12 protein-coding genes are annotated in these 15,249 nt (G+C 72.1%); 1 reads left to right on the forward strand and 11 read right to left on the reverse strand.

What is annotated here, in order from left to right:
* Positions 1-6: 6 nt before the first annotated feature.
* The 10 genes from N553_RS0116510 to N553_RS0116555 form a co-directional block, all read right to left on the reverse strand.
* Positions 7-2,361, reverse strand: coding sequence for a glycoside hydrolase family 31 protein (locus tag N553_RS0116510; RefSeq protein ID WP_028047448.1), 2,355 nt, complete (start codon positions 2,359-2,361; stop codon positions 7-9).
* Between the two features lie 37 nt (positions 2,362-2,398).
* Positions 2,399-4,336 carry an endonuclease/exonuclease/phosphatase family protein gene (locus N553_RS0116515; RefSeq protein WP_231505302.1) on the reverse strand — a complete coding sequence of 646 codons (1,938 nt, stop codon included), beginning with the start codon at positions 4,334-4,336 and terminating at the stop codon, positions 2,399-2,401.
* A gap of 51 nt (positions 4,337-4,387) precedes the next feature.
* Positions 4,388-5,767: an iron uptake transporter deferrochelatase/peroxidase subunit gene (gene efeB, locus N553_RS23235; RefSeq protein WP_051640292.1), complete on the reverse strand. Its 1,380-nt coding sequence runs from the start codon at positions 5,765-5,767 to the stop codon at positions 4,388-4,390.
* Between the two features lie 37 nt (positions 5,768-5,804).
* A complete protein-coding gene (gene efeO, locus N553_RS0116525; RefSeq protein ID WP_028047450.1) occupies positions 5,805-7,007 on the reverse strand; it encodes an iron uptake system protein EfeO in 1,203 nt (400 codons plus the stop codon).
* Positions 7,008-7,045: 38 nt separating this feature from the next.
* A complete protein-coding gene (gene efeU / locus N553_RS0116530) occupies positions 7,046-7,921 on the reverse strand; it encodes an iron uptake transporter permease EfeU (protein ID WP_028047451.1) in 876 nt (291 codons plus the stop codon).
* A gap of 113 nt (positions 7,922-8,034) precedes the next feature.
* A complete protein-coding gene (locus N553_RS0116535) occupies positions 8,035-8,520 on the reverse strand; it encodes an NUDIX domain-containing protein (protein ID WP_028047452.1) in 486 nt (161 codons plus the stop codon).
* Positions 8,521-8,535: 15 nt separating this feature from the next.
* Positions 8,536-10,329, reverse strand: coding sequence for a biotin carboxylase N-terminal domain-containing protein (locus tag N553_RS0116540; protein ID WP_028047453.1), 1,794 nt, complete (start codon positions 10,327-10,329; stop codon positions 8,536-8,538).
* Between the two features lie 166 nt (positions 10,330-10,495).
* Positions 10,496-11,137: a nucleoside triphosphate pyrophosphatase gene (locus N553_RS0116545; RefSeq protein ID WP_028047454.1), complete on the reverse strand. Its 642-nt coding sequence runs from the start codon at positions 11,135-11,137 to the stop codon at positions 10,496-10,498.
* Between the two features lie 24 nt (positions 11,138-11,161).
* Positions 11,162-12,286, reverse strand: coding sequence for a LacI family DNA-binding transcriptional regulator (locus N553_RS0116550; RefSeq protein WP_231505303.1), 1,125 nt, complete (start codon positions 12,284-12,286; stop codon positions 11,162-11,164).
* A 53-nt stretch (positions 12,287-12,339) separates the two neighbouring features.
* Entirely contained in the window at positions 12,340-12,555 is a 216-nt protein-coding gene (locus N553_RS0116555; RefSeq protein ID WP_156043872.1) for a hypothetical protein, read from the reverse strand.
* 217 nt (positions 12,556-12,772) lie between these two features.
* Between N553_RS0116555 and N553_RS0116560 the strand changes: the two genes are divergently transcribed.
* Positions 12,773-13,489, forward strand: coding sequence for a vitamin K epoxide reductase family protein (locus N553_RS0116560; protein WP_081844725.1), 717 nt, complete (start codon positions 12,773-12,775; stop codon positions 13,487-13,489).
* 12 nt (positions 13,490-13,501) lie between these two features.
* On the opposite strand, the gene N553_RS0116565 is transcribed toward N553_RS0116560, so the two are convergent.
* A complete protein-coding gene (locus N553_RS0116565; RefSeq protein WP_028047458.1) occupies positions 13,502-15,214 on the reverse strand; it encodes a DUF885 domain-containing protein in 1,713 nt (570 codons plus the stop codon).
* Between the last annotated feature and the right edge of the window lie 35 nt (positions 15,215-15,249).

The following is a 15,249-nucleotide window of genomic DNA, read 5'->3' on the forward strand; positions in this document are numbered from 1 at the left end:
CGCGGCCTACGCGCGGGCCAGGAGGATCTCACCGACCGCCGTGGCCAGAGCCTGGTCGAGTGCGAGCGACTGCAGGTGCGACACGCGGACGGCCAAAGGTGCGTCCGACGTGGCGATCGCCTGGATGCGGGACTTGAGGTCGTACGCGATCTGAGCCCGGTCGAGCAGGGCGAACAGGCGCGCAGGGACGTCGTTCGGGGAGAGCTCTGGGTGCGACCTCAACCGGACCGTGAGCGCCGATCCCACAGGCACGTCGTCGACCACGACGGACAACCGGCCACCGGCACGGACCACGTGGGCGGGCAGGGCGTCGACCACCGGGTCGTCGCCGTCGAACGACACGAACGTCACCGTCCAGCGTCGGGTGGCCGGCAGGCACTCGGTCGCGCCGGTCGCCGGCGAGATGGTGAGCGTGCCCGTCTCCTGGTCGAACGCGAGCCGCGTCGAGGCGGTGCCGGCGTCCGTGCCGTCGTCCTCGAGCAGCGTGAAGGCGCCGTCCGCGCCCACGACCACGAGCACCTCCAGCCGGGACGGGCTGACGGGGTCGTTGCCGGGAACCTCGTCGCCGTCGAGGACCACGAGCGCTCCGGCGCGGGCCAGCACCGGGATCGTGGCGAGATCACGGTGCAGGATCACCTGCCGCCCACCCTCGTAGGCCAGGCCGGTGAGCACGTCGACCCAGGTACCCGCGGGCAGCCACGCCCGCACCGCGCCGGTGCGGGTGCGGGCGTCGGCGGGCTCGGTGATCGCGGCCACCATGAGCTCGCTGCCGAAGAGGAACTGCCCCGGGGCGTCGTAGGCCTCCGGTGCGTCGGGCCACTCGTGGTAGAGCGGTTCGACCAGGGGCCGCCCCTCGTGCGCGGCTCGGTGGTTCATGGAGTGCAGGTAGGGGACGAGCCGGTGCCGGAGCCGCAGGTGCGCGGTCATGGCCGCGCGGGCGGCCGGCTCGAAGGTCCACGGCTCCTTCGTGGTGAAGGCGTCCGCCGAGGAGTGCAGGCGCAGGATCGGGGAGAACACGCCGAGCTGGACCCAGCGGGTGGCCAGCTCGTCATCCTTGGACCCGAACATGTGGCCGCCGATGTCGTGGCTCCACCAGCCGTAGCCGATGTTGGCGGCGGTGGCGGTGAAGTACGGCTGGAACGCGAGCGACGCCCAGGAGATCAGGGTGTCGCCCGAGAAGCCGACGGGGTAGCGGTGGCTGCCGGGGCCGGCGTACCGGGAGAAGGTCAACGGCCGTCGCCCGTCACGTGCGGAGTCGAGGAAGTGGAAGTGGTTCAGCATCCACAGCGGGTCGATGCCCACGACGCGCGAGTGCGGTCCCGACTGCCAGTCGAGCCACCAGAAGTCCACGCCGTCGGCCTCCAGGCCGCGGTGCAGCACGTCGAAGTAGGCGTCGAGGAACGCGCGGTCGGTCACGTCGAACGAGATGGGGTCGCCGGACTCCACGGACCGACCGAGTGCCCGGGCCATCTCCGGGTAGGCGTCCTCGTGCGCGCGTACGCCGTCGGCCGGGTGGACGTTGAGCGTCACGCGCAGGCCGCGATCGTGCAGCGAACCGAGGAAGGCGCCAGGGTCGGGGAAGAGCTCGCGGTTCCAGGTGTAGCCCGTCCAGCCGCTGCCGATCGCCGGGTCGACGTCGGTGACGTGCCAGTCCATGTCGAGGACCGCGACGGAGAACGGGATGCCCTCTGCCGCGAACCGGTCCAGCAGGGCGGCGTAGCTCTCGGCCGTGTAGCGGTGGAAGCGGCTCCACCAGTTCCCTAGGGCCCAGCGCGGCAGCACGGGCGCAGGACCGGAGACCGCGTAGAAGGCCTGCAGCGCCGCTCGGTAGTCGTGGCCGTACGCGAACAGGTAGAGGTCGGTGCGTGAGCCGTCGCGGGGGGCCACCCAGCCGTCCGCCTCCAGCAGCATGGAGCGGGAGTCGTCCAGGACGGCGAAACCGTCCCGCGAGACCACACCGGGCTCGAGCGGGATCGCACCGTCCGCCAGGTCGAGGGTCCGAGCCGTGCCACCGAGGCCGTCGCCGTCCTCGCCGTACCGCCAGACCGAGTGGTACGCGCTGATACCTCCGCGCACCGAGACGCTGAGCCCGCTGGTGCTGAACGGTCCCCGGTCGTAGACGAGGTGCAACCGGTCGGTCAGCACCTCCAGGTGGGTCGGCGTCGAGATCACCCGGAACTCGGGCACGGGCAGCTCGCGGTTCAGCGCGAACGTCGACGCGCGGTCCTCGAAGCCGCCGTCGGGGGAGTGCTCCAGGCGCAGCAGACCGTCGGCGAGGACGCTGATGCGGAAGTTCTCCCCGACGACGGTCGCGCGCTGGTCCGCCACGGGGCGCGACGGCAGGGGCTGTCGTGAGCTCATGGGACCCAGGATCCTCTCGAGAGGGACGGATCGTCGGTCAGCCGTGGGGCGTGAGCCGTGCGACGACCGGGAGGTGGTCGGACTCGGTCTGGCCGAGGAGGACATCGGCCGAGTCGAAGGTCACGCCCTGCCCGAAGACCCAGTCGATGCGTCGGGTCGGGTCCAGGCTCGTGGACGTCTTCGCGTCCGGGTCGCCGACGGCGTCGATCGCACTCTGCCAGCCGGCGTCCGTGAGGAACGTGATCTCCGGGGAGCCGGGAGTCGCGTTGAGGTCTCCTGCCAGCACGGCCGGCGGAACCACGGGCTCGGCCGACGCGAGCGTCTCCAGCTGCTCGAGCCGGGTGGCGGTGTTCGACGCGCGGTGCTGCAGATGCACCGACGTGACCCGGATCGACTGGCCCGAGGCCGTGGTGACCGTGGTCGCCAGCGCGGAGCGGTCCTGCGGCCCGTCTCCGTAGGGCAGGTCGTGGATCGCCACCTCGGTCAGGGCTGAGCGGGACAGCACCGCGTTGCCGAGCTGGCGGTCCGCTGCGGGTGCGAACCGGACCGTCATGCCCAGCCGGCGGGACAGCCAGGTCGCCATGTCGGCGCCGCCGCCGAGGAGCCACCCGCGCTCCACCTCCTGCAGCGTGACGACGTCGGGGTGCTGCGCCTCGATCGTCGACGCGATCCCTTCGAGGTCGACACCGGTCAAGGGCGAGACCCCGTAGTGCAGGTTCCAGTCGACGACCGTCAGGGTCTCGTCGGCGCTGCGCTCGGGTACGGACGGCGTCGAGAGCGCGACGAGCCCGATCGAGGCCATCACCAGCGCGGGCAGCAGGAGAAGTCGGACGGAGGCCATGCTGCGCGGCAGCCGGTCGGAGCGACCCACCAGCGGAGTCCGGCGGCGCAGACCCGCCAGGCCCAGCCCGGCCGCGGTCAGCACGAGCACCCAGGCGTTGTCGACGTGCAGGGGCACGTCGTAGTCGAGCATGTACACCAGCAGCGGTCCGATGGTCAGCACACCGACCGCGACGGTCACCGCCGCGGTGCGGGGGATGCCGCGGGGAGCCGGGCGGTGGGCGCTCAGCGCACCGGCGAGGACGACGCCGACCGCCAGGACCAGCACGGCGAGTGCCGCCAGCGCCCAGAATCCGCTGGTCCAGAGGGCACCGGCGACGCCCAGGACGACGAGGACGGCCGCTCCCACGCGCCAGGGAGCCGACCACTGCGCAGGACGCAGGAGCAGCCCGGCGCCGAGGAAGTTCGCCGCGACCAGCACGATCCCGGCAGTGCGCAGCGACGAGCCGGCCTGCGACGCGGCGAAGGCGGGGTTCGCGACGAGCATCGCCGCGATGGCCAGGAACGCTCCGAGCGCCCAGAGGCGTCGGGGGCGTCCTGTGGGCTGGGTGCCGGGCGTGGTGAACGCCGCGAGCCCGCGCGCCGTGCCGATCACCAGCAGCCCGAGCGCCACGGCCACGATCCACCCCGACCACCCGGGCTGCCAGAGTGCGTCCCACGTCCCGAGCAGGAGCTGCAGCCCGACGGAGAGCCCGCACCCGATCATGAGTCCGACGGCAGCCTGTCGACCGCCCGCGGGGCGTCCCGCGACGAAGGTGACGGCCAGGGTGAGCACGCCTACCGCCACGGCGACGGTGACCAGGCCGACGACGTTCAGCGCCAGCCCGTCCAGGCCTTGGATGACGACTCGCAGGACCGCGAGGGCCGCGGAGCCGACCAGCAGCGCGCGGGCGTCGGGGGTGCCGCCCGAGCACCGGCAGGCCACCAGGACGACCGCCGCGACGAGGCCCGCGCCCGCGTAGGCACCCAGGGAGGCGACCGCCACGTCCAGCGTGCCGGCGGCGAACGCCCGGTCCAGCAGCGGACCGCTCGCCCGGATCATGTCGATGGCCATGACCGTCACGAGCGCGACGAGCCACACCCGCGTGGGCGTCCCGGCGTCGAGCGGGGTGCGCGCGGGCTGCTCAGTCGTCACGCGCGGCAGAGTACCGCTGCGGCGTCGTCAGGCGAGGCGGCCGACCTCCGGTCAGGCGAACAGCGCCTGACCGATGTACGGGCTCTTCGGGGTGGTGACGGGCGTGCCGTCGGTGCCCAGGACGAGCGTGCCGTCGGGGATCCCGGCCGGCACCGCGAAGAGCCCGGACGCCGTGTGCGTGAGGTACTCCATCAGCCCGTCGTGGCTCGAGAGCGACGTCTGCATCGGGATGTAGTGCGTGCGGGGGTCCTTCACGAACGCGAGGAAGAACAGGCCCGCGTCGAGCCGGCCGAGGCTGTCGTTGCCGTCGGTGAAGTTGTACCCGCGGCGCAGCATCCGCACGCCGTCGTTCTGGGTGGGGTGCGCGAGACGGACGTGGGAGTCCACGGCGATCAGCGGCTTGCCGTCGCCGCCCGTCGCGGCGAAGTCGGGCTCGGTGAACTCGGTGCCGCCGGACAGCGGTGCGCCCGCACCCTTGGTGCGCCCGACCAGACCTTCCTGCTCGCGCAGCGACGTGCGGTCCCATGTCTCGATCCGCATGCGGATGCGGCGTGCGACGAGGAACGACCCGCCGGCGAGCCACTCCGAGGAGGGGGTCAGGTCCTCGGCAGGCACCCAGACGTGCTTCTCGAGGTCGGCGGTCTCCTCGGCCTTGACGTTGGCCGTTCCGTCCTTGAACCCGAACAGGTTCCGCGGTGTCAGCTGTGCTGTGCTCGTCGAGGAGGTCCGGCCGTAGCCGAGCTGCGTCCACCGGATCGTCGCGGTGCCGAACGCGGCGCGGGACAGGTTCCGGATGGCGTGGACCGCGATCTGCGGGTCGTCGGCGCAGGCCTGGACGATGAGGTCGCCGTCGCTGCGGGCGGGGTCCAGGTCGTCTGCCGCGAAGTGCGGCAGGTCGACGAGGCCCTCGGGCAGCCGGTCGGCGAGGCCGAACCGGTCCTGGCCGGGCGTACCGTCGGGCGAGGTGGTGCCGACGAACATCGAGCGGCCGAACCCGATCGTGATGGTCAGGCCGGCGGGCAGCAGGTCCGCGGCCTCGCCGGTGTCGTCCGGCGGTGCGTCGTAGGGGCCGGACGCGGGCCCGAACGGTCCCGCGGACATGCCCTGGGTGAGCCTGGCCGCGATGGTGGTCCACGTCTGCAGCAGGGTGATCAGCTCGTCGCGCGACGTGGTCGTCAGGTCGAACGCGGCGAGGTAGAGCCGGTCCTGCGCAGGCGTGACGATCCCGGCCTGGTGCACCCCCGTGAAGGGGTAGGTGCCTGCCACCGCTGATGGTGCGGCGGCAGCGGGCGCCGTCGCGCGGCCGGCGCCGAAGCCGGTCGCGGCGGCGAGCCCCACGGCGAGCCCGCCGCTCAGCCCGAGGAACCCTCGCCGCGAGAGGCGGGAGCGCTCCGGCTGGTCGGCGACCTCCTGAGAGGTCCCGTCCGGGATGGTCGGTGGGTCCGTGGGCGCTGACACAGGAGTCCTGTCAGCTGTTGGTGACGGTCGTGGTCAGCGTGGAGAGCGGCTCGGCGAGAGCGTCGACCGCGGCGGCGAGGGCCTTGACCTGAGCGTCCGACAGCTGGTCGTAGGACGTGAAGCCGGACTCGACGGAACCCTGCTCGGTGAGGAGGGTCTGCAGCTCGGCGAACCGGCTCTCGAGCTCCTTGGCCAGGTCGGCGTCCTGCGCCTCGACCACGTCGGCCAAGACCTCGTAGCCCACGCGGGCGCCGTCGACGTTGGCCTGGAAGTCCCAGAGGTCGGTGTGCGACCAGATCTCCTCCTCGCCGGTGACCTTGCCGGTCGCGACCTCGTCGAGGAGCTCCTTCGCGCCGTTCGCGATCTGGAAGGCCTCGAACGTGAAGCCGGGGGCGTTGACCTCGTCGACGAGCTTCTGGGTGTTGGCGACCATGTCGGAGGCGACCTGCGCGCGCTGCTCCGGAGTCAGCGGCACGTACGCGACACCCTTGTTGGCGTCGGGCTGCGGCTGCCACAGGTCCTTCTCGGCCATGTGCCACCCGCTCCAGGTGGCGCCGTCCTCGACGTCGGCCTCACGCAGGTCCAGCAGCGGGTCCAGGTCGCCGAACGACTCGGCGACGGGCTCGACCCGCTCCCAGTGCACGCGCGTGTCGGCGTACAGCTCCCGCGCCCTCTCGTCGTCGCCCGACGTGTACGCGTCCGCGAACTCCTGCGTGCCGGTGATCAGCGCGCCGACCTGGTCCTTGACGTACGCGACGTACTGGGCCTCGGCTGCGGCGAGCTGGTCGGCGGTGTCGCCGGTGGGTCCCACCGCGTTGCCGGAGTCCGTGACGGTGAACTCGGCCCGGATGCCGTCCCCCACCATGCCCGGCTTGCACGCGGTGTAGTAGGTGCCGGGCTCGACCTGCGCGACGAGGTCGCGGCTGAGGCCAGGACCGACGTTCTCGACCTCGGCGATGACCCGCAGACCGTCCGAGTCGAGCAGGTAGAACTCCGTCACGTCGTCGCCCGCGTTCGTGACCGCGAAGGTCACCGTCCCGGACGGGATGGACGTCGTGGAGACGTCGCACGCGTCGGCCGTGGACGAGACGGAGATCGCTCCGGCCGACGAGGTTGGCGTCGAGCCGGCCGCGTCGTTCGAGACGCAGCCCGCGGCGAGCGGCAGGACCAGCGCGGCGAGGGCGGACGAGAGCAGGACGGGACGGCGGGACATAGGTCTCCTCTGAGACGTGCGACGCGTGAGCGCGAGGGTCAGGCGGCGGTGGCCGAGACGACGGGGGTGGGCTGCGCGGGGCGGGACGGCGCGTGCCCCCAGGTGGAACGCACGAAGAAGTACATCGTCGGGACGATGTAGGCGATCCACGCGAACGCCTGGAGCCAGGTGGTGGCGGGGGAGAAGTTGAAGACGCCCTTGAGGATCGAGCCGTACCAGCTGCTCGGCGGGACGGTCGAGGAGACGTCGAACGCGAGGTTGTTCAGGCCGGGCAGGATCCCTGCCTCCTGCAGGTCGTGGACGCCGTACGACAGCACGCCGGCTGCGACGACGATCAGGAACAGCCCGGTCCAGGCGAAGAAGGTCCGCAGGTTCAGCTTGAGCGCGCCGCGGTAGACCAGCCAGCCGAGCACGACGGCGGTGGCCAGCCCGAGGGCGGCACCGATCAGGGGCGCGGCGTTCGGGGTGCTGCCAGGGACGTTGCCGCTGGTCGCCTGGGCGCCTGCCCACAGGAAGAGGGCGGTCTCGAGCCCTTCACGGCCCACGGCGAGCAGGGCGACGACGAGCACGGCCTTGTGGCCCGACCCGATGGTGTCGTCGAGCTTGTGGTGCAGCCCGGCCTTCATGAAGCGGGCCGTCTTGGCCATCCAGAAGATCATCCAGGTGATCAGACCCACCGCGGCGATCGACAGGATGCCGCCGATGGCCTCCTGGGCCTCGAACGACAGCCCCTGCGGGCCGAACGTCAGCAGCGCTCCGAAGCCGAGGGAGACGAGCACAGCGATCCCGACGCCTGCCCACAGTGCGGGGAGCTGGTCGCGCCGCTCCGTCTTGACGAGGTACGCCACGAGGATGCTGACGACCAGCGCGGCTTCGAGGCCCTCGCGCAGACCGATGAGGTAGTTGGCGACCATGTGCACTTCCGTCGGGGGACCGTGAGGACAGGCTTACCTCACTGGTTGGCGACGATACCTCTTAGGGTCGCCTCAGTGCGACCCTCGTCCGGAGCCTTCTCCTGTGAGCCCGCTCACGGGTCGAGCTGCCTGCGCAGGGCCGGCCACGCGTCGCCGAACGCCGGCAGCAGCGGCAGGGCCGCGACGTCGTCGAGCGACACCCAGCGCAGCTCGAGGCTCTCGGCGTCCGTCACGGCGGGGTCCACGGGCACGACCTCGTCGGCGATCACGGTCGTGTAGGACCAGTCGGGGTGCGCCAGGACGGACTCGCTGCGCAGGCGCACGCTCGCACGGTCGATCCCCGCCTCCTCGGCGGCCTCACGCAGAGCGGCGTCCGCCGCGTTCTCGCCGGGCATCCGGGCGCCCCCCGGGACGCCCCACGTGCCGCCGTGGTGGCTCCACTCCACGCGGTGCTGAAGGACCACAGCGGTGGCGCCGCCGTCGTCGTCGCGCCGCACGAGCAGGAGGCCCGCTGCGCCGTACAGGCCCCAGTGGCGCAGCCCGCAGCCGCACTCGACCCAGCCGTCGCCGGGTTGGCGTGGTCGTGTCGGCGGCTGCACGTCAGGTCGGGGAGCTCAGTCGACGATCTCGCAGATGGCGGTACCGGCACTGACGCTGGACCCGACACCGGCAGACAAGGACGTCACGACGCCGGCGCGGTGCGCGAGGAGCGGCTGCTCCATCTTCATGGCCTCGAGGACGACGACCAGATCGCCCTCGGCCACCTGTGCGCCCTCGGCGACGGCGACCTTGACGATCGTGCCCTGCATGGGCGAGGAGAGCGTGGTGCCGCTCGCGGAGCTGGTCTTCGCGGTGCGCCGGACCGGGCGACGAGCACTCGGCGCGGCGCGGCCCGCGGGACCACGGCCGAGGCCCAGGGCCAGGGCCGCGGGCAGGACGACCTCGATGCGCTTGCCGCCCACCTCGACGACGACCCGCTCGAGGACGACCGGCTCCTCGTCGTCCTCCTTCGGCTGCGCGGGCGCCGACGCGCTGAGTGCGGCGACCGTCTCCGCGAACTCGGTCTCGATCCAGCGGGTGTGGATCGTGAACGCCTCGTCCGGGTCCGCGGGTGCGAACGCCTTCGCGTCCAGCACGGCACGGTGGAACGGGACGACCGTCGGGATGCCGACGACCTCGAGCTCGGCGAGCGCGCGTCGGGCGCGGGCCAGCGCCTGCGGCCGGTCGGCGCCGGTGACGATGAGCTTGGCGATCATCGAGTCGAACAGGCCGGAGACGCTGTCCCCCTCGACCACGCCGGAGTCCACGCGGACGCCGGGGCCGGTGGGCAGCCGCAGCGTGGTGATCTTGCCCGGGGCGGGGAGGAAGCCCGCAGCGGGGTCCTCGCCGTTGATGCGGAACTCGATCGAGTGCCCGCGGGTCTCCACGTGGTCGTACCCGAGGGGTTCGCCGGCCGCGATCCGCAGCTGCTCGCGGACGAGGTCGACGCCGCTGACCTCCTCGGTCACGGGGTGCTCGACCTGCAGCCGCGTGTTGACCTCGAGGAAGGAGATCGTGCCGTCGGCCGCGACGAGGAACTCGCACGTGCCCGCACCGACGTACCCCGCCTCGCGCAGGATCGCCTTGGAGGACTCGACGAGCTGCTCGTTCTGCGCAGCGGTGAGGAACGGTGCGGGCGCCTCTTCGACCAGCTTCTGGTGGCGGCGCTGCAGCGAGCAGTCGCGGGTCGAGACCACGACGACCGTGCCGTGCTCGTCGGCGAGACACTGCGTCTCGACGTGCCGCGGACGGTCCAGGTAGCGCTCGACGAAGCACTCGCCGCGACCGAACGCCGCGACGGCCTCGCGGACCGCCGACTCGAACATCTCGTCGATCTCGTCGACGGTGCGGGCGACCTTCAGACCGCGGCCGCCACCGCCGAACGCTGCCTTGATCGCGATCGGCATGCCGTGCTCGGCGGCGAACGCGTGGATCTCGGCGACGCCCTCGACCGGGTCGGGCGTACCGGCCACCAGCGGCGCGCCGGCGCGCTGGGCGATGTGCCGCGCGCTGACCTTGTCGCCCAGCGACTCGATGGCGGAGGGCGGGGGACCGATCCACGTGAGCCCGGCGTCGATGACCGCCTGCGCGAACGCGGCGTTCTCGGCGAGGAAGCCGTAGCCGGGGTGCACGGCGTCCGCACCCGACCGGCGGGCCACGTCGAGCAGCTTGGCGATGTCGAGGTAGGTCTCCGCAGCCCGGGACCCGCCCAGCGCGAAGGCCTCGTCCGCGATGCGGACGTGCACGGACTCCCGGTCGGGGTCGGCGTAGACGGCGACGGAGCCGATCGACGCGTCGCGACAGGCACGGGCGATGCGGACGGCGATCTCACCGCGGTTGGCGATGAGGACCTTGGAGATGACGGGCACGGCTCACCGTAACGCGGAGGCGGCCCTGGACCCCTGCCCTGAGCGCGCGCCCCGCCAAGATTGCGGAACCGGCCAAGGCTCGAGGGGACGATCTTGTAGGGATCCGACGACGACGAGCGTGTGGGCGCGTCCCTCGGTGCTCCCGGTTGTGGTCACCGGACAAGAATCAGGCGGTCCGCCACAGGTCGGGGATGGTGACGCCGACCGCTGCGAGCAGCTCACGCAGGAGCGGCAGGCTGAGTCCGACGACTCCGTGGTGGTCACCCTCGATGCGCTCGACGAACGGTCCGCCGAGACCGTCGACCGTGAACGCCCCGGCCACGGCGAGCGGTTCGCCGGTCGCGACGTAGGCATCGATCTCGTCGTCGGACAGCTCGGCGAAGGTGACGGTGGTCGACGACGTCGCGCCGAGCATCGTCGGTGTCGCACGCTCGTCCATGAGCCAGTGCCCGGTGTGCAGGACGCCCGTCCGTCCCCGCATCGCCTTCCAACGGGTCGTCGCCTCGGCGGCGTCGGCCGGCTTGCCGTAGATCTCACCGTCCAGCTCGAGCATCGAGTCGCAGCCCAGCAGCAGGAGGTCGTCCGCGTCCTCGAGGTCCTCGGGCAGGTTCCGCGACACGTCCTCGACCTTGGCCTGGGCGAGCAGCAGCACAGCGTCGGCGGGCTCGAGAGCGCCGAACCGGTCCTCGGCGGCGGCCAGTGCGGCCTGCTCGTCGAGATGGGAGACGGCGACGAGCGGGTCGATGCCTGCCGCGACGAGCGTGGCGCGGCGGGCGGGCGAGGCGGAGGCGAGCAGCAGACGGGTCACGGGACGCGAGCCTATGCCGTCGGTTCAGGGCGCTGGGGGCGCCGTGCTCTCGCGGACGACGAGGGTCACCGGGACCATGTGCTGCGCCGAGTCCGGCGGGTTGCCCGCCCGGTTGCTGGCGATCGACCGGGTGAGCGCGCCGGCAGCAGCCTTTCCCTTGGCCTCGAAGTCCTGGTGGACCGTGGTCAGGCTCGGTCGCAGCCGACGGGCCAGGGGGGCGTCGTCGTACCCGACCACCGAGAGGTCCTCCGGGACGCGCAGTCCCCGCTCCTCGGCGGCGTGCACGACCGCGGCGGCCATGAGGTCGGAGAAGCACAGGACGGCGGTCGGCGGCGTGTCACCGGCGAGCAGCGCCCGGGCCGCCTCGGAGGCGTGCGGCTCCATGTTGTCGACGAGCTCATACGTCACCGGTGTGACGCCGCCCGCGGCCAGCGTCTCGACCCATCCACGCTGGCGCTCGCGGGCGACGAAGCCGCTCGCCGCCGTCGCGGCGTCCGGCGCCCACCCCGGTGGCACCTCGGAGTTCATGGTGAACGTCGCGACGTGTCGGTGCCCGAGGTCCAGCAGGTGCTGCGCCGCGAGGCGTGCGCCCTCGCGCTCGTCGAGGACGACGCTCGCGGCGCCGGGTCGGGGGTCGCCGTCGACGAAGACGAGCGGGAGCCTGCGCCGCACGAGCCAGTCGACGGCGGGGTAGTCGGCGGCGCAGCCGTAGACGAGCGCGGCGTCCATGGGGATGTCGCGCGCGGGGATCATCCCCTCGGCGCCGGCGGCGGGCAGCAGCACGACCGCGAGCCCGGTGGGGGCGAGCTCCTCGGCGACCGCACCGAAGAACGCCGCGGCGATGGGGTCACGGAACGCGGCGCCGACGGACTCCGTCAGCAGCACGCCGACGGCGCCGGTGGTGCCCCGCGCGAGCGCGCGTGCGGACGGGTCCGGCCCGACGTAGCCGAGCTCCGCTGCGGCGTCGAGGATCGTGCGACGCATCTCGGCCGACAGCTGGTCCGGCCGGGAGAACGCGTTGGAGACCGTCATCCGGCTGACGCCGACGCGGTCCGCGATGGTCTGCAGAGTCACGCGTGCCACGAGCGCACCGCCGTCCCGGTCGGTGTCCACCCGTGCGGCTGACCGCTCGCGGCCGTCTGCGGGCACGCCGACACCCTGTTCCGCTCCATGCGGGACAGGGTAGGTCGCCGGGGTGCTCGTCATCTCGTCGCCGTGCCGCCCCGTGGTGCGGCGTCCGGGGTGATCGCGTCGGCGACCTGGTGCAGCAGTCCCGCCACCGACCTGCGGGTGCGGGCGGCGGGCGCCCGGCGCTGCGGGGTCGCGACGACCGGCGCTTGGGGCCAGGCGCTGTGCGCGTCCTGGTAGGCGGCGCGTGGTCCGAAGAGGAGCCCGAGCTGGGGTCCGTCCATGGACATGGTGTTCTCCTTACTCGTGAGTCATTCTCGTTCTGTACCGCTACAGTAACCCCATGCGGCTATACCGGTCAAGACGAAAAGGACGGGACGTCGGACCCGGTCCTGGCGCACATCTGCGCAGTGCAGAATGGAGCCGCACGGGTCGGGTCACGGCGGGCGGTACCGCCGGCTCGGCCGGGCCGACGGAGACGTCGCCCCGAGGGCGCGAGGAGAGCAGATGGTTGACGCGGCAGGAGCGTCGTCCAGAGGCCTGGACGGTGGCGTCCATGACCCCGAGACGGACCTCGACGAGATCGACGACGACCTCGACGACTACGTCGACCCCGACCCGGAGCTCCGCCAACCGCCCACCCTCGCCTGGCGGCGGCGGACAGCGATCGAGATGGTCATCTCCGGCGCCCTGGGCCTGCTCGCCTCCTTCGTCCTGTCGATCGACGCGCTGAAGCTCGCTGCGGACCCGAACGCCACCCTCAGCTGCAGCATCAACCAGGTCATCAACTGCGGAACCGTCGCGTTGCGGCCGGAGGCCCACATCCTCGGCGAGTTCTTCCCCAACGCGTTCCTGGGCATCGCCGCCGAGTCCGTCGTCATCACGATCGCCGTCGCGATGATCGGGGGCGTCATCTTCCCGCGCTGGTACATGCTCACCGCCCAGGCCATCTACACGATCGGTCTGGCCTTCGCCTGGTACCTGTTCGGCGTCTCGTACTTCGTGATCCACGCCCTGTGCCCGTGGTGCCTGCTGATCACCGCGACGACGACCCTGGTGTGGGCGGGCCTCACGCGGATCAACGTGCGAGAAGGCGCGATCGACCTCGGCGTGGGCGCACGGCGGTTCGTGGCGAACGGCAACGACTGGTTCGTCACGGTGGCGGTGCTCGTCTTCATGGTCGCCGCGATCCTGCTCAGGTACGGGTCACAGCTCATCGCCTGAGCCCCCGCGCGGTCAGACGGCGAACGCCTGCTTCAGCACGTCCAAGGGGAGTGCGCCCATGCCCAGCGCCCGGGCATGGAACGCGCGGATGTCGAACTCCTGGCCAGCAGCGGCGGCGTTCGCGGCCGCCTCGTCGCGCGTCTGCTCCCACAGGCGCTGGCCGATCTTGTACGACGGCGCCTGCCCCGGCCAGCCGAGGTACCGGTTCCACTCGAACCGGATGAACGCCTCCGGCATGTTGACGTTCGCCTTGAGGAACTCCCACCCCTTGTCGGCGTCCCACGTCCCGCCGCCCCACTCCTGCGGTGCCGGCAGGCCCAGGTGGACGCCCAGGTCGAACACCACCCGGGCCGCGCGCATCCGCTGGCCGTCGAGCATCCCCAGCCGGTCGCCCGGGTCGTCGAGGAAACCCAGGTCTGCCATCAGCCGCTCGCTGTAGAGCGCCCAGCCCTCGCCGTACCCGGAGGTCCAGCACGCGAGCCTGCGCCACCGGTTGAGCGTCGCGCGCTCGGCGACCGCCTGGCCCACCTGCAGGTGATGCCCAGGCACTCCCTCGTGGTAGACGGTCGTCTTCTCGCGCCACGTGTTGAACGTGGTGACCTCGGCGGGCACCGACCACCACATCCGACCCGGACGACTGAAGTCCTCGCTCGGCGGCGTGTAGTAGATGCCCCCGTTCTGCACCGGAGCGATCATGCACTCGAGCCGGCGCAGCTCGACGGGGATGTCGAAGTGCGCCCCGTCAAGGGCCTCGATCGCCGCGTCCGACGTCTCCTGCATCCACGCCTGCAGGGCGTCCGTCCCGGTCAGGAGGCGGGACGGGTCTGCGTCCAGCGCCGCGACGGCGTCCGCGACCGTCGCACCCGGTCCGGCGATCTGCGCAGCGACGGCCTCCTGCTCGGCGACCACCCGCGCGAGCTCCTCGAGCCCCCAGCGGTACGTCTCGTCCAGGTCGACCGTGGCGCCGAGGAACTGTCGCGACCAGAGCGCGTACCGCTCCCGACCCGCGGCGTCCGACGCCGGGGCCTGCGGCGCGAGCTCGTCGCGCAGGAAGGCGGCGAGCGTCGCGTACGCCTCCCGGGCGGCCCTCGCGCCGTGCTCCAGCTCGGCGCGCACCAGCGAGCACGTCGCGGACTCGTCGAGCACGGAGTCGACGAGCTCACCGGTGACGAACGTCGTGAAGAACGAGGACTCGGGATCGGCCAGCTCCGCGGCCTGGCGCGTCGCCTCGTCCACCTGCCGACGCGAGGCGATGCCCGACAGGGTGGCGCCGAGCCGCAGGGACTCGATGTAGCCGTTGACCGCGAACGGCATGGCGTTGAGCCGGGCCGCGATGTTCGACCAGCCCTCGACGGTGTCGGTCGGCATGACGTCGAAGATGTCGCGCAGGTTCTGCACCGGTGAGGCGATGTTGTTCAGGTAGCGGTGCTCCTCACCGGCCTCGTACAGCTCGATCGCCAGTCCGAGCCGCTCGCGCATCGCCGCGAGGGTCAGCTCGTCGACGAGGTCGACAGGGGAGGCGCCGTCGAGCTTGGTCAGCGTCGCTCGCGCCAGGGCGACGCGCGCGTCGATCCCGGCAGGTGACAGGTCCGTCATCTCGTGGTCGTGGCCCGCGATCCCGATCGCGGTCGCCGCCAGCGGGTCGAGATCGGCGTACTGCGTGAGGTACTCCTCGGCGATCTCGTCGATCGGCGAGCTCGCGCGCTCCTCGGACCCCGTCGTCATCATCACGCGGCCGAGCGTACTTGCCGGTACGAGAT

Source organism: Cellulomonas sp. URHE0023, from assembly GCF_000688475.1.
In the GTDB taxonomy this organism is placed as follows: Bacteria; Actinomycetota; Actinomycetes; order Actinomycetales; family Cellulomonadaceae; genus Cellulomonas.

Excerpts from the sequence above, each read along its gene's own strand:
- efeO (WP_028047450.1), bottom strand. The coding sequence starts at position 7,007 with ATGTCCCGCCGTCCCGTCCTGCTCTCGTCCGCCCTCGCCGCGCTGGTC.
- N553_RS0116560 (WP_081844725.1), top strand. The coding sequence starts at position 12,773 with ATGGTTGACGCGGCAGGAGCGTCGTCCAGAGGCCTGGACGGTGGCGTC.
- N553_RS0116555 (WP_156043872.1), bottom strand. The coding sequence starts at position 12,555 with ATGTCCATGGACGGACCCCAGCTCGGGCTCCTCTTCGGACCACGCGCC.
- N553_RS0116510 (WP_028047448.1), bottom strand. The coding sequence starts at position 2,361 with ATGAGCTCACGACAGCCCCTGCCGTCGCGCCCCGTGGCGGACCAGCGC.
- efeU (WP_028047451.1), bottom strand. The coding sequence starts at position 7,921 with ATGGTCGCCAACTACCTCATCGGTCTGCGCGAGGGCCTCGAAGCCGCG.
- N553_RS0116565 (WP_028047458.1), bottom strand. The coding sequence starts at position 15,214 with ATGACGACGGGGTCCGAGGAGCGCGCGAGCTCGCCGATCGACGAGATC.